The 18,763-nt window shown below is 60.4% G+C and carries 16 protein-coding genes; 6 read left to right on the forward strand and 10 right to left on the reverse strand.

Features of this window, described 5'->3' with window-relative positions; translation table 11 throughout:
• Positions 1-16: 16 nt before the first annotated feature.
• The 8 genes from dacB to B2S33_RS16265 all read right to left on the reverse strand — a co-directional run bounded on the left by dacB (position 17) and on the right by B2S33_RS16265 (position 9,087).
• Positions 17-1,474 (reverse strand): D-alanyl-D-alanine carboxypeptidase/D-alanyl-D-alanine endopeptidase, encoded by a 1,458-nt coding sequence (dacB, locus tag B2S33_RS16230; RefSeq protein ID WP_027916547.1) that lies wholly within the window; start codon positions 1,472-1,474, stop codon positions 17-19.
• Between the two features lie 241 nt (positions 1,475-1,715).
• The gene (locus B2S33_RS16235) at positions 1,716-2,060 is read right to left on the reverse strand and encodes a YggL family protein (protein ID WP_288650652.1); all 345 of its coding nucleotides are present in this window, start codon (positions 2,058-2,060) and stop codon (positions 1,716-1,718) included.
• Positions 2,061-2,101: 41 nt separating this feature from the next.
• A complete protein-coding gene (locus B2S33_RS16240) occupies positions 2,102-5,734 on the reverse strand; it encodes an ATP-binding protein (protein WP_288650654.1) in 3,633 nt (1,210 codons plus the stop codon).
• Between the two features lie 7 nt (positions 5,735-5,741).
• The gene (locus B2S33_RS16245; protein ID WP_027916549.1) at positions 5,742-6,359 is read right to left on the reverse strand and encodes a response regulator transcription factor; all 618 of its coding nucleotides are present in this window, start codon (positions 6,357-6,359) and stop codon (positions 5,742-5,744) included.
• A gap of 278 nt (positions 6,360-6,637) precedes the next feature.
• Positions 6,638-7,969, reverse strand: coding sequence for a deoxyguanosinetriphosphate triphosphohydrolase (locus tag B2S33_RS16250; protein ID WP_027916550.1), 1,332 nt, complete (start codon positions 7,967-7,969; stop codon positions 6,638-6,640).
• Positions 7,970-8,059: 90 nt separating this feature from the next.
• Positions 8,060-8,392 (reverse strand): hypothetical protein, encoded by a 333-nt coding sequence (locus B2S33_RS16255; protein WP_027916551.1) that lies wholly within the window; start codon positions 8,390-8,392, stop codon positions 8,060-8,062.
• Positions 8,389-8,763 carry a phage holin family protein gene (locus tag B2S33_RS16260; protein WP_023533670.1) on the reverse strand — a complete coding sequence of 125 codons (375 nt, stop codon included), beginning with the start codon at positions 8,761-8,763 and terminating at the stop codon, positions 8,389-8,391. Before B2S33_RS16260 ends, B2S33_RS16255 begins: the two co-directional genes overlap by 4 nt.
• Positions 8,764-8,772: 9 nt before the next feature.
• A complete protein-coding gene (locus B2S33_RS16265; RefSeq protein ID WP_145280817.1) occupies positions 8,773-9,087 on the reverse strand; it encodes a DUF883 family protein in 315 nt (104 codons plus the stop codon).
• Between the two features lie 303 nt (positions 9,088-9,390).
• Between B2S33_RS16265 and B2S33_RS16270 the strand changes: the two genes are divergently transcribed.
• The 5 genes from B2S33_RS16270 (at position 9,391) to B2S33_RS16290 (ending at position 12,770) form a co-directional block, all read left to right on the forward strand.
• Entirely contained in the window at positions 9,391-10,599 is a 1,209-nt protein-coding gene (locus B2S33_RS16270; RefSeq protein WP_110606763.1) for an ammonium transporter, read from the forward strand.
• 72 nt (positions 10,600-10,671) lie between these two features.
• Complete coding sequence (locus tag B2S33_RS16275; RefSeq protein WP_027916554.1) at positions 10,672-10,908, forward strand: glutaredoxin family protein; 237 nt, start codon at positions 10,672-10,674, stop codon at positions 10,906-10,908.
• A 122-nt stretch (positions 10,909-11,030) separates the two neighbouring features.
• Positions 11,031-11,462, forward strand: coding sequence for a D-Ala-D-Ala carboxypeptidase family metallohydrolase (locus B2S33_RS16280; RefSeq protein WP_027916555.1), 432 nt, complete (start codon positions 11,031-11,033; stop codon positions 11,460-11,462).
• Between the two features lie 65 nt (positions 11,463-11,527).
• Positions 11,528-11,836: a transcriptional regulator gene (locus B2S33_RS16285; RefSeq protein ID WP_288650656.1), complete on the forward strand. Its 309-nt coding sequence runs from the start codon at positions 11,528-11,530 to the stop codon at positions 11,834-11,836.
• A gap of 52 nt (positions 11,837-11,888) precedes the next feature.
• The gene (locus B2S33_RS16290; RefSeq protein ID WP_028688163.1) at positions 11,889-12,770 is read left to right on the forward strand and encodes a pseudouridine synthase; all 882 of its coding nucleotides are present in this window, start codon (positions 11,889-11,891) and stop codon (positions 12,768-12,770) included.
• 52 nt (positions 12,771-12,822) lie between these two features.
• Here the strand turns inward: B2S33_RS16290 and B2S33_RS16295 are convergent, their stop codons facing one another.
• Together B2S33_RS16295 and acnA are read right to left on the reverse strand one after the other, a co-directional pair.
• Complete coding sequence (locus B2S33_RS16295; RefSeq protein WP_027916558.1) at positions 12,823-14,388, reverse strand: methyl-accepting chemotaxis protein; 1,566 nt, start codon at positions 14,386-14,388, stop codon at positions 12,823-12,825.
• Positions 14,389-14,623: 235 nt separating this feature from the next.
• Positions 14,624-17,365 (reverse strand): aconitate hydratase AcnA, encoded by a 2,742-nt coding sequence (gene acnA / locus B2S33_RS16300; protein ID WP_288650657.1) that lies wholly within the window; start codon positions 17,363-17,365, stop codon positions 14,624-14,626.
• 225 nt (positions 17,366-17,590) lie between these two features.
• On the opposite strand from acnA, the gene rlmM reads away from it, so the two are divergent.
• Positions 17,591-18,655: a 23S rRNA (cytidine(2498)-2'-O)-methyltransferase RlmM gene (rlmM, locus tag B2S33_RS16305; protein ID WP_288650659.1), complete on the forward strand. Its 1,065-nt coding sequence runs from the start codon at positions 17,591-17,593 to the stop codon at positions 18,653-18,655.
• The last annotated feature ends 108 nt before the right edge of the window (positions 18,656-18,763 follow it).

The following is an 18,763-nucleotide window of genomic DNA, read 5'->3' on the forward strand; positions in this document are numbered from 1 at the left end:
GCACAGGCCATGCAGGTCACTTGGCGGCTGTACTGGCGTTTGCGCTGGGCTGGCGGTAGAGGTCCAGCAGCACCTGGTCCAGCACCTGCGAGGCGCCCCACGGTTTGGGGTCGTTGAGGATAGCGGCCACTGCCCAGGTATGGCCGTTGCTGTCACGGCTGAAACCCGCGATTGCCCGTACGGTGTTGAGCGTGCCGGTCTTGATGTGGCCCTCACCGGTCATGGCGGTGCGCTTGAGCCGTTTGCGCATGGTCCCATCCATACCCACCAGCGGCAGCGAGCTCATGAACTCGGCCGCGTAGGGGCTTTTCCAGGCCGCTTGCAGCATGGCTGCCATCTCACGCGTGCTCACGCGTTCGGCGCGGGACAGCCCTGAGCCGTTTTCCATCACCAGGTGCGGCGCGGTGATGCCTTTCTTGGCCAGCCACTGACGCACGACACGCTGCGCGGCACGGGCGTCATCGCCATCGGCATCGGTACGGAACTGGGCACCCAGGCTCAGGAACAACTGCTGAGCCATGGTGTTGTTGCTGTACTTGTTGATGTCACGGATGATTTCCACCAGGTCCGGCGAGAAAGCGCGCGCCAGCAACCGTGCGCTTTTAGGCACGTTTTCGATGCGGTCGGTACCTTGGATGGTACCCCCCAGCTCGTTCCAGATGGCACGCACCGCGCCGGCGGCATAGGTCGGATGATCGAGCAGCGAGAGGTAGGTTTGGGAGTTGCAGCCATCGCCCAACTGACCACTGACGGTCACGGTGATGCCGTCGGGCTGTGGCACGGGGTTGTAGCGTACGTCGCCGGCGCAATTCTTGCTGTTGACAGCCTTGACCTGGTTGTCGATGCGAATGCTGGCAATCGGCGGCTCCACGGCAACGCTGACCCTGCCGCCGTCGTTACGCGCCACGAAGCGCAAGGCCTTGAGATTGACCAGCAACGCGTCAGGCTTCACCAGGAACGGCTTGTTCTGATCACCCCCGTCGTCATTGAATTGCGGCAGGTTGGGCTGCACGAAATGGCTGCGGTCGAGCACCAGGTCACCTGTGATGGTGCGCACGCCGTTGGCGCGAAGGTCACGCATCAGCAACCACAGCTTTTCCATGTTCAGCTTCGGATCGCCCCCACCCTTGAGGTAGAGGTTGCCGTTAAGTACACCGTTGCTGAGCGTACCGTCGGTGAAGAACTCGGTTTTCCACTGGTAGGTCGGCCCCAGCAGCTCCAGGGCGGCATAGGTGGTGACCAGTTTCATGGTCGAGGCAGGGTTGACGGACACGTCGGCGTTGAACACCGTGGCTGTACCGGGGCCATCCAAGGGCAGCATCACCAATGACAATGCCGTGTCTTGCAGCTTATTGGCCTTGAGTGCCTGTTGTACCTTGGGTGGAAGGTTTGTATTGACCGCAGCTGCCTGGCTGGTCAGGGCCAAAGGCAGCAACAGGCCGGCGAGTACGATGGGGCGGAGCGTTTTGATCATGATAAACAGATACCCTGCAACGAGGAGAAAGGGCATTGGGGCTATAAATGGATGATGGCCCCAGAACGAATGCACACGCATTATGCCCCAAGCCCCCCGGGGTTGCGCCAGTTCGATGCACATGGGTTTCACATCAGGCCGCCGCGGCGAGTGTGTGTTAAGCACCGCAGCTTTTGCGCAGACCCGAAAGTAAAAAGGCCACCCCTGGGGGTGGCCTTCTGCGAACGAACCCGACAGAGCATTACTCTGCCTTGTTGATCGGCTTTTCCGGGTACCAGGCGTCGAGCAGCGGGCTGACTTCAACCTTGGTCAATTCGCTGCGGCTTTTGAGCCAGCTTTCGACGGCAGCGCGCTGCTCTTCGGTAACCGAGCCACGCTTGACCGAGCACACCAGACCGTAATCGTCACCGCCGACATAGTCGAGGCCGTTGGCATCCATGGCTTCGGCAAGGAACGCGTCGAGGAATGCATCGATTGCCTGGTCATCCAGATCCTCTTTGAATTCCAGGTTCAGCTCGAAGCCCAATTCCTGAAACTCGTCGACACACAGCTTCTTGCGCAGACGACGGGAGCGGTTTGTGGCCATGAAACAATCCTCTTAGGTAATAACGCCGCGCAGTCTATCAGTTAACACGCCCGGTTGCCCGCCTGCGTGCACGTGGTTGTCGACAGGTCCAGCGTCAGCGCTCGGTGCACGCGCCGCATGTGCCGGGCTAGGGCTTGCCGTCGCAGTCGCACTTGGGCAGGTGTGAGTTCGTCACAATCGAGGGCGATGCACGCTCGCACCAGCGCTGCCGCCTCTAGCATGCGTGCTGCGCTCAGGACTTTATGCGCATGGGCGGCGATTGCCTGCTGATCTTTATCAGGCTGCAGCTCCATCAAAAGCGTGAAGTCTGTCTCCAGGCTTTGTAGCAACGTCTGGAGAAATCGCCTATGGTCAGCCGGGTCATGCCCGACCACCGCGCTGAGCCCATTAAGGCAATACGGCTTGCACCGGTTCTTTTTCCGACGCTGCATGTTCACTGCTGCAAGGCGTTGACTCAGGGTGCTGAGGCTGATGGGCTTGAGCAGGCAATCATCCATGCCCGAGCTCAGGCATTTGCGCCGTACCTCGGGTTGTGCGTTGGCGGTATAGCCCAGGATCGTGCAGCGCCTTCGTCCTGTCCGCTGCTCTTCGGTGCGTACCGCCGTCGCCAACTGGTAGCCGTTCATGTGGGGCATGTTGCAATCGAGCACCAGCACGTCGAAGTCGCCTGCACGCCAGGCCATCAGGCCTTCGCGACCGTCCGTGGCCGTGGCGTGCTGCAGCCCGAGGTAACCGAGCTGCTGTGCCATCAGTTGCAGGTTGGCAGGGTGATCATCGATCACCAGTACGTTGAGGTGGGGGTCAGGTGCCTGCAAACGCTCGACTGCCGGTGTCGATCGCACTGCAGGATCAGCTTGTTGCAACGGCATCTTCACCCGGACCTGGGTGCCCAGGCCTTCCAGGCTTTTGATGCTGAGGTCGGCGCCCATCATTTCGCAGAGTGTACGGCAAATGGTAAGGCCCAGGCCCGTACCGGCGCGTGCCCCCTGACTGTGCGGGTTCGCCTGAACGAACGGATTGAACAGCCGTTGTACGTCGTCCGGGTGGATACCGATGCCGCTGTCACGCACCTCCATGTCCAGCAGCGAGCTGGCGCTGTCTGTGTCTTGTACAAGCCTGGCGTGGATGCGTACCTGGCCGTGCTCGGTGAACTTGATGGCATTGCTCACCAGATTGGACAGCACCTGCTTGAAGCGCAAGGGGTCTAGCAGCACATGGCAACGTGCCGCTGGCTCGATGATGACTTCCAGCGCCAACCCTTTCTGCCGGGCCTGGCCCTCGAAGATACGCCCCACCGACTCGAGCAATGCAGCCAGATCCACCACCTCGGGGACCAGGGTGAGGTGCCCTGACTCTATGCGCACGATGTCCAGTATGTCGCCAATCAAGCCAAGCAGGTCCTTGGCCGAATGGTGAGCCAGCTGAAGGGCGCCGCGATCGACCTGGCCCTGCTCGGCACGCTTGACGGCGAGTTCGAGCATGCCGATGACTGCGTTCATGGGCGTGCGGATTTCATGGCTGATGGTGGCCAGGAAGGTACTCTTGGCTCGGTTGGCGTCATCGGCCTGCTGCTTGGCCTGGCGCAACTCGTTGACCAACTGGCGGCGGTCGCTGATGTCGATCCATCCGCCAATGATGCCCTGGACCTCGCCCAGCGAATCCCGGTAGGGCAGGATCCAGTGGTAGATGGTGATTTCCCGGCCCTTGATGTGCAAGGGCCTGTCCATGATCAAGGGCGACCCGGCCGCCATCACCTTGCGATAGTCGTCCTGGATCTGTCGGGTCTGCTCGCGGTCGGCAAACAGGCTGCTCTCCAGTTGCTTGCCCAGGACCTCCTCGGCACTGGCCTGCACCGCTTCGAGGTAGCTGTAGTTACAGCTCTGCAGGCAACCTTCTCGATCACGAACGTACATCGGGTGTGGCGTACCGTTGAGCAATGCACGCATGAATGCCACCTGATCGTTCAGGGCGCGCTCCGCTTGCTGGCGTTGATGGATCTGCAAACGCAGACGGGCGTTCCACAGCAATGCCAGCAACAGCAATACCGCTGCACCCAGGGCTACAAGTACCGTCAAGCGGCGAAAGCCCTCGCCCTGGGTATCTTCGAACAGGGTGTAGCCTCGCCAGCGGTTGTTGATCACCCCCAGCTCTTCAGGTGAAATGCTCGAAAGCGCCTTGTCCAGAATCGAAATGAGGGTTTTGGAAGGTGTGCTGGTGGCCATGGCATAACTGGCAGGCTCACTGCCCACTGTGGTGCGGATGATCAGGTCAGGATTGCTGGCCAACGCGTGGTTGGCGTCGATCAGCGTTGTGATGACGGCGTCCACTGCTCCGCTGTTGAGCAGGGCCATGGAATAGTACGAGCTTTCCGTTTCGATCCAGCCGATTTGCGGGTGATAGCGCGAGAGCATGGTGTCCAGAGCGCTGTAGCGTGTGATTGCGATCCGCTTGCCGCGCAGTTCGTCCAGCGAAGTGGCTGCCGCGTTGCCCTTGCGATTGACCAGCACATAAGTGCTGTCCAGATACGCCTGGCTGATCTGCAGATCGTTCTGGTCGATGCTGCCGCTTGCCAAGGCGGCGATGACATCGGCGCGGCCGTCCTTGACCCGTGCGATCATGTCCGCGATGCCACTGGCCCGTTGCACCTCGAAGCGCAAGCCCGTACGCAGGCTGATCAGCTCAAGCAGGTCGGCGGTGATGCCACGAAAATAACCCGAGTTGTCGAAGTAGGACAATGGCGCTGCCGTACCGTCGACAACGACACGCATGACCGGATGTCGCTGCAACCACTGCGCTTCGGTACGCGTCAGTCGAAGCTTGCGATCGGTCAGAAGCAGATCGCTGCCTGCGCTCCAGCGTTTGAATATGCTCGACCGCAGGGCGGAGGACTGACTGTCGAGCGTCGCATTGACCAGCGCGAGCAGCACGGTGTCTTGTTCGCGCAGGGCGAAGCCGAAGCCAAACGCTTCATGGTTGCCAAAGCTGGCCATGCGCAGCCTTGGAAGGTGACCGCGGTTGAGTTGGTAGTGGGTGGAGATCGTGTCGCCGATGAAGACGTCTGCCTGGCCGAACGCCACCGCATTCAGGGCTTCGCTGGATGACCCGAAGGCCAGGACCTTGGCATCGGGATAGACACTGAGTACCTCTTTCCTCGGCAGGTAGTGATACAGCATGCCTAGGCGCATGCCTGACAGGCCAGTATCCAGCGCCCGGTGTTCGTCTTCGCGGGTGACCAGCACGGGTTGGTCGATGGCGTAGGCGTGCGACAGCACCACGCCTTCATAGTTGGCGTCATAGCCGTTGGCACTGCCCAGCAGATCGATGTCGCCTTGTTTGAGCGCTTGCAGCGCCGTTTGGCGGCTTGAATAGCGCAGCACGCGGACCGGCAGATCAAGCGCCTTGCCCAATAGGCTGGCGTACTCTGCGGTGAGGCCCTGATAGTCGCGCCCGCCACTGCTGATGTCGAAAGGTGGATAATCCGGAGCAGATGTGCCAATCACCAGTTCGTGGCGAGCATTCAACCATTGCTGCTGTTCTGGGGTAATTGCAGGTATGGCGGGTCGCGCAGTGGAGCGGGCGACCAAGGACAACTGGGACGCGCCTTGCTGCCCGGCGTTAGCCAGGTTGCCCAGCAGCATGGCGACCAGGAGCAGGAGGGCGATAGAACGTGCCATGGAGCCCTCAGACCAGTGCGTTGCGCTTGGCCATGTCGATCAGGTCGACCAGCGTGCTGGCTTCGAGTTTGTGCATGAGGCGTTTCTTGTAAGTGCTGACCGTCTTGCTGCTTAGAAACATGCCCTTTGCAATCTCCTTGTTGGTCCGCCCTTGTGCAAAAAGTTGAAGAACCATCAGTTCCCGATCATTGACAGTGCTTAGAAGTTGCAAGTCGTTGTCAACAGGTAGATGAGGCTGCATGGCCTGGCTGGGAAAGTAATTGTACCCAGCCAATACCGCCTTTACCGCGCTGAGCAGTTCGCTCAGGTCTTCCTGCTTGCAGACATAGCCCGCCGCCCCTGATTGCATGCAGCGCACGGCGAACAGCGCCGGCGACTGCGCGGTCAGCACAAGGATTTTCTGTGGCATTGCCAGGGATTGAAACCTTGCCAACACTTCCAGGCCATCGAGCTTGGGGATGCTGATATCCAGGATGATCAAGTCTGGGTTGGTTTCGCGGATCATCTGCATGGCGTCCACGCCGTTGTCCGATTCGCCAGCGATTGTGTAATTCTGATTTTCCAGAAGCATGCGCACTGCCAGCCGGATCACCGGATGGTCGTCGACGATGAATATGGAGTACATGTTCTACTTCCCTGCTATCAATGAGGGTGACAGTTGGCACCTTAACCCAGTTGAAAGCGGCAAGTAATGCGAGGGCGGCTCAATAACCGTATATAGGAAATGGCCTACAAACTTAACCAAAACTACTTACGTACAATTACATTAATAGCTAAAGTCAAACCTTGTTTGTTAACTGATGTTTAGGGTTTCAACTCAGTGTCCAGCGTTGGTTGAATCTGAAGTAAGGTTTTCCCTACTGGACCGTTTGAAGGCGAAGGTCGGCGACTTTCCAGGCGTGTTTAGGCAGGACCGGAACGACCTGTCATCTCCCGTGCCATTTCGGTGGCGTAACTGTCCGTCATCCCGGCTATGAAATCGATCATGCGCAGGAAGGCCTGATAAAGCGAACCATGGGGGTCGGGGGCATTGTTGCCGAGCAGATCCAACACCCTGCGGCTCTTGAACGAGGGCGTGCGGCCACCCTGTTGTTCCAATGCGGCGCCACAGAAGGTGTTCAACAGGATCTCCAGCGTGGTGTAGGCACCGATCTCGTGAAGCGTTTTGCGCTTGTCCTGGAAAATCTTGTTCCGCGCCATCGCCTTGGCGTGCAGTACACAGCGTTTGGCGGGGCCGTGCATGTGCTCGACAAGATCGCCGGTCAACTGGCCGGCAAGCAGTGCATCTTGCTGTTCCACGAAGGCATGTGCCGCCGCATTGGTCAGATGTTCGATCGCCTTGCCGCGCAGGATCGCCAACTTACGACGCCTTGAGTCACCTGGACCGAGCTGCCTGTAGGTTTCTGGCAGGTCGTTGCCCACCAGATCGAGTAGCAGCGCTTCGACTTCAGCGTACTGTAGAAGCTCCATTTCCAAGCCATCTTCCAGGTCGATCAGGCCATAGCAGATGTCATCGGCAGCCTCCATCAAATACACCAGGGGATGACGTGCCCAGCGCTGATCATCTACCTGGGGCAGGCCCAGACGACTCGCAATCTGCTCCAACAGAGGCAATTCGCTTTGGTAACACCCGAACTTGTGCTTTTTGTAGCCCAGGGCATCGGCATGACGAGCGCTCCAGGGGTACTTGAGATAGGTTCCGAGGGTGGCATAGGTCAAGCGGGTGCCCCCATCGAACTGGTGGTACTCCAGCTGCGTCAGTACCCGAAAGCCTTGGGCATTGCCTTCGAAATTGAGGAAGTCAGCCCGTTCATCGTCGCGCATGTCGTCCAGCCAACCACGATTGGCGGCCTGCTGAAACCAATGACGGATGGCATCTTCGCCGGAGTGTCCGAAGGGGGGATTGCCGATGTCATGGGCAAGGCAGGCTGACTGCACCACCATGCCCAGATCACTCGGTTCACACCAGTCGGGTAGGCTCGTACGTAGCGTTTCCCCAACGCGCATGCCAAGCGAGCGGCCTACGCAACTCACCTCCAGCGAATGCGTCAGGCGCGTGTGGATATGATCGTTGCTGGTGACAGGATGAACCTGGGTCTTGCGCCCCAGGCGACGAAAAGCGCCGGAGAAAATGATGCGGTCATGGTCTTTGTGAAAAGGGCTGCGCCCCAATTCTTCAGCACTGTATAGCGCTTTGCCCAGGCGTTCGCGGGTAAGCAGGGTATGCCAATCCAAGGCGCAGTCTCCTGAAGGGGTAGAGCCGAGCATACGCCGTGTCAGGGGTTCCTGTGCGCGATGAATCCCTGACGCGGCGTGAGGTGTGGGTTACCGGCGCCGACGGTTGCTCTGCATGAACAGCTTCACCAGGGGAATCAAACTGGCACCCAGGCGCACAAGGCGGGGAAGGCCACCACTTCGAACACCCTTGCCAGTCAAAAAGCCCATGGCCACTACCGCCCCTATGCCCCACAGTGGCGCATGCTTGATGCCGAGCCCGGCATGCAGCGAGCTTCCCATGCCGCGTATGCGCCGTACAGGTTCGAGCAGTTGGCCGGTTTCATGGCGGATTTCCTGGCGGTGCATTTCCATGCGCAAGCGCAGCAGCGCCTTGCGCAGTTCCCGCGGGTTACGTGTATTGGGCAAGTCAGGCAGGTTCATGGCAGAAGGCGCTCCCGATCTTTGGCCAGTTCCTCAAGCGTGGAGTGGAAGGGCGAGGACTCGTCGAACACCGCGCTCTTGAGGCGCAGGCCACAATACAGCGCTGCCAGTCCATAAAACACGCACAGACCAATGATGCCGGCCAGGCGGTAGGTGTCCCAGAGCAAAACCAGCACCAACCCGGAAAGCGCTGTCAACAGCAGCAGCGCGAAAACCAGTGCCAGACCTGCGAACAGCAACAGGCGTAGTGTGCGTCCTTTCTGCTCCTGCAGTTCGATGCCGAACAGTTCTATATGGCTGTGTAGCAGCCCCAGAACAGCTGCACCGAGCCGTTTGCCGGTGGCGCCGGTGCCGATGGCGTCATTGTCCATGAAAACCCCTCAACGACGGTTCGCCAGCAGGCCGATCACCAGGCCCACGCCGGCTGCGATCCCAATGGCGTGCCAGGGTTTCTCCTGGACATACTGCTCGGCGCTGCCCAGTGCTTCCTGGCTGCGTTCGCGCAACGATTCCTGTGTGACGTCCAGCGTTTCGCGTGCCTGCGCCAGGCGCTCGTGCATCTGTTCGCGCAGCGCTTGCGCCTGGTCACCTGCCAAGTTGGCGGTATCGGCCAGCAGCTTCTCCGTGTCGCGGACCAGTGCCTGGAAGTCAGCCATCAGTACATCTTGTGCATGCTTTGCCGAATTGCTGGCCATGTGTCTCTCCCTGTCGGTTGATGTTGGTACTTCGAGTGACGTGGCTGCTGGAAGGTTCAAGTCACCACACTGGTACAGGCTTTGCTTAAGTTTTGCATCGTTGCAGGGCATCTGTTGAACGCACTGCGCCGCTTCGGGGCGTGTACCCACCGCCATGCCTAAACATTAACCCAAAATGCCCAGACTGCCAGATACGGCGTCCATCCATTCGTGGCAAGCGCCCAACCCGCCTTGCCTGGCACCGAATCGGTGCAGGGTGAGCCTCGACTGAGCGTTAATGGTGCCGACAGGTGCTTTTGCTTCATGGATATGACATCAAGCGTGATGCAGTCTCAGGTCAACGGTGCAAACACGTTGTTCATTCTGGTAGGCGCCATTCTGGTGCTCGCCATGCACGCCGGCTTCGCGTTTCTTGAAGTCGGCACCGTGCGCTACAAGAATCAAGTCAACGCACTGTCGAAGATTCTGAGCGATTTTGCCGTGTCGGCAATTGCCTATTTCTTCATCGGTTATTGGGTAGCCTACGGGGTCGAGTTTTTTCAGCCTGCTGCCACGCTGGCTATCGATAGCGGCTACAGCCTGGTCAAATGCTTTTTCCTCCTGACGTTTGCAGCGGCTATACCGGCGATCATCTCGGGCGGGATCGCGGAGCGAGCGCGCTTTGCACCGCAACTGTGCGCTACGGCGTTGATCGTGGCATTGGTGTACCCGTTTTTCGAGGGGATGGTGTGGAATGGCAACTTCGGTGTCCAAGGGTGGTTGCATGAGCACTTTGGAGCGCCGTTCCATGATTTTGCCGGCTCGGTAGTGGTGCATGCCATGGGCGGCTGGCTGGCACTGGCTGCGGTCCTGCTGCTGGGCCCCAGGCGAGGGCGCTACCGTGAAGGGCGATTGGTCGCGTTTGCGCCATCGAGTATCCCTTTTCTGGCCTTGGGCTCCTGGATACTGATCATCGGCTGGTTCGGCTTCAATGTGATGAGTGCGCAAACCTTGCAGGGCATCAGCGGCCTGGTCGCTATCAATTCATTGATGGCCATGGTCGGCGGCACCTTGGCCGCCTTGCTGGTCGGTCGCAACGACCCGGGTTTCCTGCACAACGGCCCGCTGGCCGGGCTGGTCGCCATTTGTGCAGGCTCCGACCTCATGCATCCCGTGGGCGCGCTGACTACGGGTCTGGTGGCGGGAGCGTTGTTCGTATGGGCATTCACCGCTGCGCAGAATCGCTGGAAGATCGACGATGTCCTGGGTGTCTGGCCCCTGCATGGGTTGTGTGGGGTGTGGGGCGGTATCGCCTGCGGCGTTTTTGGTCAGGTCTGGATGGGTGGCTTGGGTGGGGTCAGCGTCTGGAGTCAACTATTGGGAACGTTGACCGGGGTAGGGGTGGCACTGATCGGCGGCCTGGCGGTCTACGGCGCGATCCGCAAGGTGCTGGGGTTGCGGCTCAGTCACGAACAGGAGTTCGAAGGGGCTGACCTGTCCTTGCATCGCATAGGCGCCACAAGCCAGGACTGACAGGCTAGAGGTGCAGGCATCGGCAGTGCGGCCTAGAATAATGACCTGCGAAAGCCATTGGGGATGCGTGTCATGTTGCCAGAATGCCAGCTGTTCAGCACCTTGGGATGCCACCTGTGCGAGGTGGCGGAGGCCGTGCTGATGCCTTTCGTCGACCATGGGTTACTGGTCGAGTTGGTCGACATCGCCGAGAGCGAAGCGCTGTTTGAACGCTACGGTCTCGTCATCCCCGTCCTGCGCCGCTGCGATAACGAGGCTGAATTAGCCTGGCCGTTCGATGCCGATCAAGTAGCGGCCTTCCTGAGGTAATCAACCCTCTATAGGAGCCGTGACCCTGCTCCATTGCAGCGGGCGCCTGTCCGATGATCGCGTCCAGGCACCTACCAAGCCTCTGGTGCCGACCTCGCCAATCGCCATCGGACCTCTATGCCATGTTGCTCACTCCACATTTTACGCTCGATGAAATGATCATTTCTCGGGTCGCCGCTCGGGAAGGTTTGGACAACACCCCACCGCAACCGGTCATCGACAACCTTCGAATGCTCTGCACCACCCTTGAGCAGGTGCGCAGATTGCTCGCGGCGCCGATCATCATCAGCAGCGGCTATCGCAGCGAACACCTCAATCGGCTAGTGGGTGGCGCCGCCAGTAGTCAGCACCTGCAAGGGCTTGCCGCTGATTTTACGGTCAGCGGGCTATCCCCCAGGGACACGGCGCGCCGGATAAGCACAAGCCCGATCGCATTCGATCAGCTCATACTGGAGTTCGACAAATGGGTGCATCTGTCCGTGACCCATGGCGTACCACGCCGACAGGTACTCACCTTGCGCGGGGGGGACGGTTACCTGCCTGGGCTGGTATGACATCGATTGACGGCAACGGAAGGATATTCGTATGCTGTACATAAATACAGTATTAGGGTGAGTCCATGCTCAACGTCGAGCAATTGAAGTACAGCGTCAACCGGATGCCCGTCGACAGGGTGGCCGACGCTGTCCTGGAGCTTCGGTTTGAAGGTCTGGTCACCGATGATCGCACGCCTTTCGGCAAGGTGCATTTCAATACCTGCTTCGCCGAGGTCGAGGCGCTGTTTCAGCGGGCTGGCTATCACCGAGGGCTGGATGTGGTGGGTTATGAAGGGCTGGTGTATGCGCTGTACGACCCCAGCCGCTGGGAGCCTGTTCAGGTGCTGCGCTGGCTCAAGGAGCGCAGCGAGTCGCTGGCCCAGGCTGGCTGATCGGCTGGGCTTGAAGGATAATACGCCGCCAAGCCAGGTTCCGAGCCCAACGATGACCTCATTCGACCCCGCCCGACTGCAAGCCAGCACGGTATGTCTGCCCCCAGGTCAATGGGCTACGGTGCTCGATTGCCTGTGCGATCACTTCAAGGCCATCGACCGTAGCCAGTGGGTGGACCGTTTTGCCCGGGGGCGTGTGCTGAGCGCCGACGGCCAGGCCATTTCGGCAAATCATCCCTATAAGCGCGGCCTGCGCCTGCACTATTTTCGCGAGGTGCCGAACGAGCGGGTGATTCCCGTGCAGGAAGCGATACTGCATGTGGACGACCACCTGGTGGTGGCTGACAAACCCCATTTTCTGCCGGTAACGCCGGGGGGTGAGTACGTGGAGCAGACCTTGCTACGCCGTCTCATTCATCGTCTGGACAATCCGCACCTGGTGCCCCTGCACCGTATCGATCGGCACACGGCCGGGCTGGTACTGTTTTCAGCCAACCCTGAGTCACGCAGCGCTTACCAACGCTTGTTTCCAGAGCGGCGGATCGATAAACGCTACCAGGCCATTGCTGCCCCCCTTGAGCAACACGTGTTTCCATTGGTGCACCGCAGCCGCCTGGAACACGCAGAGCCGTTCTTTCGCATGCATGAGGTGCAGGGGCCGACCAACAGCGAGACGCACGCCCGCGTATTGGAAAAGAACGGGGAGCAGTGGCGGTATGAGCTCTCGCCCATCACGGGCAAGACGCACCAGCTGCGGGTGCACATGGCTGCGCTGGGGGCGGGCATCAGCAATGATCCGTTCTATCCGTCATTGCTCGAGGGTCAGGATGACTATCAACGGCCGCTGAAACTGTTGGCGCAAAGTCTGCGCTTCGATGACCCGTTGACCGGGCAAACTCGCCATTTCGAAACCCAACTGCGGCTTGATTGGTAGCGTTGGTCAATGCGAGGGGCCGGCGATGCCGACCCCTCGCAGGCTGTCAGGTCTAGCGGTTGAAACGCTCTACCAGTGAATATTGACTACCCGCCGTGCTGTTGAGGGCCTCGCTCAACACCGCCGAATGCTGTGCCTGTTCGGCCGTCTGGTCGGCCAGGTCGGCAATGGTACTGATGTTGCGGCTGATCTCGTCGGCTACCGCAGTCTGCTCCTCGGTCGCAGCGGCAATTTGCGTGGCCATGTCGGTGATGTTCGCCACAGCTTCACTGATGCCCACTAGCGCCTCGTCAGCCTGCATCACCCGATCGACACCCTCCTGGGCCTGGCGGTGACCACTTTCCATGGTCGTCACGGCGTTGCTGGCGGTTTGCTGGAGCTTGGCGATCAGGCCGTGAATCTGCCCGGTCGACTCAGCCGTGCGCTGGGCCAGCTGCCGCACTTCGTCGGCAACCACGGCAAAGCCCCGGCCCATTTCGCCTGCCCGTGCCGCTTCGATGGCGGCGTTCAACGCCAGCAGGTTGGTCTGGTCGGCAATGCCTTTGATGACATCGACCACACCGCCGATCTCGTCACTGTCCTTGGCCAATTGCGTCACGGTCTGCCCAGTTTCTCCAACGGCCGCCGACAGGCGTTCGATGGCTGCGCGCGTCTCTCCGGCAATTTGACGGCCCTGGCCAGTCAAGCGATTGGCCTGCTGGGTCGCATCGGCGGTGCGTTGCACATGGTTGGCCACCTCCTGGGTGGTAGCAGCCATCTGGTTCACTGCGGCAGCGACCTGCTCGGTTTCCACGCGCTGGCGTTCCAGGCCTGATGAACTCATATGCGCCAGCTCGTCGGACTGACGGGCCTGATCGCTCAGATGCTCGGCGCTATCCTGCAACCGTGTCAGGCAGGTCTTCATCCGGGCATCCTGGCTGAGCATGGCCATTTCCAGGCGCGCCTGCACGCCGCGGCTGTCGGTATACATCTGCGCAATCAGCGGATCGGACGTGGTCTGCTCGGCCAGGCGCAACAAGCGCTTGAGCCCACGCTGTTGCCAGGTCAGCCCAAGCAGGCCCAGGGGGACAGACAACGCTGCTGCCAAGGCAAAGCCCCATGAGTGTCCAAGCCAGTTGCCGATCAGGAAGCCGATCTGGCTGATCAGGATGAAGGGCAACCAGTCCTGCAAGATGGGGAGCCACCGGTCACGCCGCGGTACTGCCGGTTTACCTTGGTTGATACGCAGGTACAGGGCCTCGGCACGACGAATCTGCTCAGCGGTGGGCTTGACGCGCACCGACTCGAAGCCGACGACTTGGTTGTTGTCGAAAATCGGTGTGACATACGCGTTGACCCAATAGTGGTCACCCGACTTGCAGCGGTTCTTGACGATGCCCATCCAGGGCTGGCCCTGCTTGAGGGTCTGCCACATGTGAGCAAACACGGCGGGCGGCACATCAGGATGACGCACCAGGTTGTGCGCTGCGCCCATCAATTCGTCGCGGGTGAAACCACTGATTTCGATGAAGGCATCGTTGCAGTAAGTGATCACACCTTTGGCATTGGTGGTGGAAATCAACCGCTGCTTGGCAGGGAAAGTCCGTTCTCTCTGGGTAATGGGCTGGTTGTTGCGCATGGCTAGGATGTCCGCAGGGCTTTGGACTGGTATCGGCACGGTGCGCGGATTATTGAGGGGATATTTACAGGGATTGATCCATGGCAGTGCATGGCAGATACGGGTGAGCTACTGGCAGTTGCTCGCCGTTGGTTCGCACGGGGTTCTACATGAGTACCTTGAGGTGGCATGGGCTAGCAATGCCCGCTTGGGAAGAGGGTGCCAGCCTGCGCGCAGACTGGCACCCTCGCGGGGCCTACGCGGCGATCAACTGACGCAGCACATAGTGCAGGATCCCACCCGCCTTGAAGTACTCGACTTCATTGAGGGTGTCGATCCGGCAGAGCACTTCGATCTGCTCCTTCGTGCCGTCTTCGCGGGTGATGGTCAGTGCCAGGCTCATGCCCGGCACAATGGCCGTCCCTTCCAGGCCAGTGATATCGATCTGTTCTCTGCCTGTCAGGCCAAGCTGTTTACGATCCTGGCCTGCCTTGAACTGCAACGGCAGCACGCCCATGCCAACCAGGTTGGAGCGGTGAATACGCTCGAAACTTTCGGCCAGCACTGCTTTAACGCCAAGCAAGTTCGTGCCCTTGGCAGCCCAGTCGCGGCTGGAGCCTGTGCCGTATTCCTGGCCGGCGATCACGACCAGGGGCGTGTCTTGCTCCTGATAGCGCATGGCGGCGTCGTAGATCGACAGCTTCTCGCCGCTTGGCACATGCACGGTATTGCCGCCTTCTTCGCCTGCAAGCATCTCGTTGCGGATGCGAATATTGGCGAACGTACCGCGCATCATGACTTCATGGTTGCCGCGCCGTGACCCGTAGGAATTGAAATCGCGAGGCTCCACGCCCTTTTCGCGCAGGTAACGACCCGCAGGGCTATCGGCCTTGATGTTGCCGGCCGGAGAGATGTGGTCGGTCGTCACCGAGTCGCCCAGCAGGGCCAGGATGCGGGCGCTGTGGATATCGGTGATCCGCGGCGCCGGTCCTTCGATGCCTTCGAAGAAAGGCGGGTGTTGAATGTAGGTCGAGTCCGGTTGCCACACGTACGTGGCAGCCTGTGGCACTTCGATAGCCTGCCATTGCTCGTCGCCTGCGAACACTTCGGCATATTCCTTGTGGAACATGGCTGTGCTCACCTTGGCCACCGCCTCGGCGACTTCTTGCTGGCTAGGCCATATATCCTTCAGATAGACCGGCTGCCCCTGCTTGTCAGTGCCCAGTGGGTCGTGTGTCAGGTCGACTTTCACGCTGCCAGCCAGTGCATAAGCCACGACCAGGGGCGGTGAGGCGAGCCAATTGGTTTTGACCAGTGGATGCACGCGGCCTTCGAAGTTGCGGTTGCCGGACAATACCGAGGCGACGGTCAAGTCGGCGCTGCTGATGGCGTTTTCGATAGGCTCGTCCAGCGGACCTGAGTTGCCGATGCAGGTGGTGCAGCCATAACCGACCAGGTCGAACCCGAGCTCATCGAGGTAGGGCGTGAGACCGGCCGCGTCGAAGTATTCGGTGACTACCTTGGACCCCGGTGCCAGCGAGCTTTTAACCCATGGCTTGCGCTGCAAACCTTTCTCGAGGGCTTTTTTGGCCACAAGCCCAGCCGCCATCATCACACTGGGATTGGAGGTGTTGGTGCAGGAGGTGATGGCCGCAATGACCACGGCACCGTCGCGCAGCGTATGGGTCTGGCCTTGATGGCCGTAGTCGGCTTCGCCCGCCTGATCGGCATTGCCCACGGCAACGCCCCCTCCGCCCTCGCTCTCGAGCCTGCCGACTTCCTTGGCGGCAGGTTTGGGTTGCAGCTCGACGAACTGCTCGAAGGCCTGCTTGACCTGGGCCAACGCAACCCGGTCTTGTGGGCGCTTGGGGCCCGCCAGGCTGGATTCGACGTCATTCATGTCCAGCGCCAGCGTGTCACTGAAGGTAGGCTCCTGGCCAGGTAGGCGCCACAACCCCTGGGCCTTGCAATAGGCCTCGACCAGTTGCACGGTCGCTTCAGGGCGACCCGACAGGCGCAGGTAATCCAGCGTTACTTGATCGACCGGGAAGAAACCGCAGGTCGCACCGTACTCTGGAGCCATGTTGGCGAGGGTAGCGCGGTCGGCCAAGGGCAGCTCGGCCAGACCGTCGCCATAGAACTCCACGAACTTACCTACCACGCCTTTCTTGCGCAGCATCTGGGTGACCGTCAGGACAAGGTCGGTGGCAGTGATGCCTTCGCGCAGCTTGCCCGTGAGCTTGAAGCCTATGACCTGTGGGATCAGCATCGACACCGGCTGGCCTAGCATGGCAGCCTCCGCCTCGATGCCGCCCACGCCCCAGCCCAGCACGCCCAGGCCATTGATCATGGTGGTGTGGGAGTCGGTGCCGACCAGGGTGTCCGGGAAGGCATAGGTGCGGCCGTCGGCTTCGCGGGTCCACACGGTCCGCCCCAGGTATTCGAGGTTCACCTGGTGGCAGATGCCAGTTCCAGGCGGTACCACACTGAAATTGTCGAAGGCACTCTGGCCCCAACGCAGGAACGCATAGCGCTCACCATTGCGCTGCATCTCGATGTCGACGTTCTCGCCGAAGGCCTGCGGTGTACCGTATCGATCAACCATCACGGAGTGGTCGATCACCAGGTCCACGGGCGATAGCGGGTTGATGCGCTGGGGGTCGCCGCCCGCTTTGGCCATGGCCGCGCGCATGGCGGCGAGGTCCACCACCGCAGGCACACCGGTGAAGTCTTGCATCAGTACCCGCGCGGGGCGGTACTGGATTTCACGGTCTGAGCGCTTTTCAACGAGCCACTGGGCCAATGCTTGTAGGTCTTCACCGGTGACGGTCTTGCCGTCCTCCCAGCGCAGCAGGTTCTCCAGCAGCACCTTCAGCGACATGGGCAATTGCTGCAGGTCGCCGAGCTGTCGAGCAGCTTTCGGCAAGCTGAAATAGTGATAGGTCTTGTCACCGACATCGAGCGACGTGAGGGTATTCAGGCTATCGAGCGAGGGCATTGCCAACTCCTTCTGAGCCGGTGCCCGGCAACGTCTCGAAGGGCTGCCGGTAGCACCGCTGTGTACAGGCCCGCACGGCACGGGTCCGACTGAATGGTCAGGTTAGTCCTGTTTGCCTGACCTGACCCTTTTCTGGACCAGCGGGGCATGTCCCAGGTTCCGATCTTCCTTTATCATCGCCGCCCTGCCGGCGCCTGTGTCGCGCCAGCCGTAGTGGAGTAAGAGATGGAAACCCTGTTCATGCATTGCCGGCCCGGCTTCGAGGGTGAGGTGTGCGCCGAAATCAGTGAACATGCCGCTCGCCTGGGAATTGCCGGCTATGCCAAAGGCAAGCCTGGCAGCGCCAGCGCCGAGTTCGTCTGCAGCGAGCAAGGCGGTGCCGAGCGGTTGATGCACGCGGTGCGGTTCAATCAGCTGATTTTCCCAAGGCAGTGGGCGCGTGGCGCGTTCATCGAGCTGCCCGAGAGCGATCGCATCAGCGTATTGTTGGCGCACTTGGCGGACCAGCCGGTGTTCGGCAGCCTGTGGCTGGAGGTGCTCGACAGCAACGAGGGCAAGGAGTTGTCGACGTTCTGCCGCAAGTTCGAAGCGCCGTTGCGCAAGGCGCTGGAAAAGGCCGGTCGCCTGGTGGACGACTCGAGTCGCCCGCGTCTGTTGCTGACGTTCATCAGTGGCCGCCGGGTGTTCGTCGGTCAGGCTCTGGCTGACAACAGTGCATTGTGGCCGATGGGCATTCCCCGCTTGAAATTCCCGCGTGAAGCGCCCAGTCGCTCGACCTTGAAGCTAGAGGAGGCCTGGCATCAGTTCATCCCACGCGAGCAATGGGAGCAGCGGTTGGGCGATGACATGACCGGTGTCGACCTGGGTGCGTCGCCGGGTGGGTGGACGTACCAGCTGGTACGGCGCGGTATGCTGGTAACGGCCATCGACAATGGCCCGATGGCCGAGAGCCTGATGGACACGGGGCTGGTCCAGCATTTGATGGCCGATGGCTTTACGTGGCAGCCCAAGCACCCGGTGGATTGGATGGTGTGCGACATCGTCGAGAAACCGGCCCGGACGACGGCGTTGATCGAGACGTGGTTGGGGGAGGGGTTGTGCCGCGAGGCAGTGGTGAACCTGAAGCTGCCGATGAAGCAGCGGTATGCTGAGGTGCGGCGGTTGCTCGATCGCATGGAGGCGACGTTCAAGGCCCGGAAGGTGAGGGTGCAGATTGCGTGCAAGCAGCTGTATCACGATCGGGAGGAGGTGACGTGTCATTTGCGGCGGGTTGATTTGAAGGGGCGGTGAGGGTCTGGCTGGCCTGGGAGGTTGAGTCAGTTGTAGCCTGTACTGCCTTCAACTAAATTGACATTAGGCTGGAAAGCAGGCCGACTCGTGCCGTTGCCGTTGCCGTTG

It is taken from the genome of Pseudomonas sp. UBA5568 (genome assembly GCF_002425525.1).
Classification (GTDB): domain Bacteria; phylum Pseudomonadota; class Gammaproteobacteria; order Pseudomonadales; family Pseudomonadaceae; genus Aquipseudomonas; species Aquipseudomonas fulva.

Coding starts and splice junctions, on each gene's coding strand:
- dacB (WP_027916547.1), bottom strand. CDS start 1,474: ATGATCAAAACGCTCCGCCCCATCGTACTCGCCGGCCTGTTGCTGCCT.
- B2S33_RS16235 (WP_288650652.1), bottom strand. CDS start 2,060: ATGGCCACAAACCGCTCCCGTCGTCTGCGCAAGAAGCTGTGTGTCGAC.
- B2S33_RS16240 (WP_288650654.1), bottom strand. CDS start 5,734: ATGGCACGTTCTATCGCCCTCCTGCTCCTGGTCGCCATGCTGCTGGGC.
- B2S33_RS16245 (WP_027916549.1), bottom strand. CDS start 6,359: ATGTACTCCATATTCATCGTCGACGACCATCCGGTGATCCGGCTGGCA.
- B2S33_RS16255 (WP_027916551.1), bottom strand. CDS start 8,392: ATGAACCTGCCTGACTTGCCCAATACACGTAACCCGCGGGAACTGCGC.
- B2S33_RS16260 (WP_023533670.1), bottom strand. CDS start 8,763: ATGGACAATGACGCCATCGGCACCGGCGCCACCGGCAAACGGCTCGGT.
- B2S33_RS16265 (WP_145280817.1), bottom strand. CDS start 9,087: ATGGCCAGCAATTCGGCAAAGCATGCACAAGATGTACTGATGGCTGAC.
- B2S33_RS16270 (WP_110606763.1), top strand. CDS start 9,391: ATGGATATGACATCAAGCGTGATGCAGTCTCAGGTCAACGGTGCAAAC.
- B2S33_RS16275 (WP_027916554.1), top strand. CDS start 10,672: ATGTTGCCAGAATGCCAGCTGTTCAGCACCTTGGGATGCCACCTGTGC.
- B2S33_RS16280 (WP_027916555.1), top strand. CDS start 11,031: ATGTTGCTCACTCCACATTTTACGCTCGATGAAATGATCATTTCTCGG.
- B2S33_RS16285 (WP_288650656.1), top strand. CDS start 11,528: ATGCTCAACGTCGAGCAATTGAAGTACAGCGTCAACCGGATGCCCGTC.
- B2S33_RS16290 (WP_028688163.1), top strand. CDS start 11,889: ATGACCTCATTCGACCCCGCCCGACTGCAAGCCAGCACGGTATGTCTG.
- B2S33_RS16295 (WP_027916558.1), bottom strand. CDS start 14,388: ATGCGCAACAACCAGCCCATTACCCAGAGAGAACGGACTTTCCCTGCC.
- acnA (WP_288650657.1), bottom strand. CDS start 17,365: ATGCCCTCGCTCGATAGCCTGAATACCCTCACGTCGCTCGATGTCGGT.
- rlmM (WP_288650659.1), top strand. CDS start 17,591: ATGGAAACCCTGTTCATGCATTGCCGGCCCGGCTTCGAGGGTGAGGTG.